General features: G+C 55.5%; 2 tRNA genes. Both read right to left on the reverse strand.

From position 1 onward, the window contains the following. Nucleotides 1-32: 32 nt before the first annotated feature. Nucleotides 33-123, reverse strand: a tRNA-Ser gene (locus tag VU18_RS12675). Nucleotides 124-127: 4 nt separating this feature from the next. Beyond that, a tRNA-Asn gene (locus VU18_RS12680) sits at nucleotides 128-202 on the reverse strand. Nucleotides 203-263 lie beyond the last annotated feature (61 nt).

Consider the following 263-nt stretch of genomic DNA (forward strand, 5'->3'; position numbering starts at 1 on the left):
CCACTTGACCAACGGGCCATGCTGATGGATCATGGCGGAGAGCAAGGGATTCGAACCCTTGAGGCGCTATTCACGCCTACACGATTTCCAATCGTGCTCCTTCGACCACTCGGACAGCTCTCCACGATGGCTCCGCAGGCAGGATTCGAACCTGCGACCAATCGGTTAACAGCCGATTGCTCTACCACTGAGCTACTGCGGAATCATAACGACGGTCAATTCTCCCAACAAGATGTCCTGCCTCTTCCTCTGCCAGCCGATTC

Source organism: Geobacillus sp. ZGt-1, from assembly GCF_001026865.1.
In the GTDB taxonomy this organism is placed as follows: domain Bacteria; phylum Bacillota; class Bacilli; order Bacillales; family Anoxybacillaceae; genus Geobacillus; species Geobacillus thermoleovorans.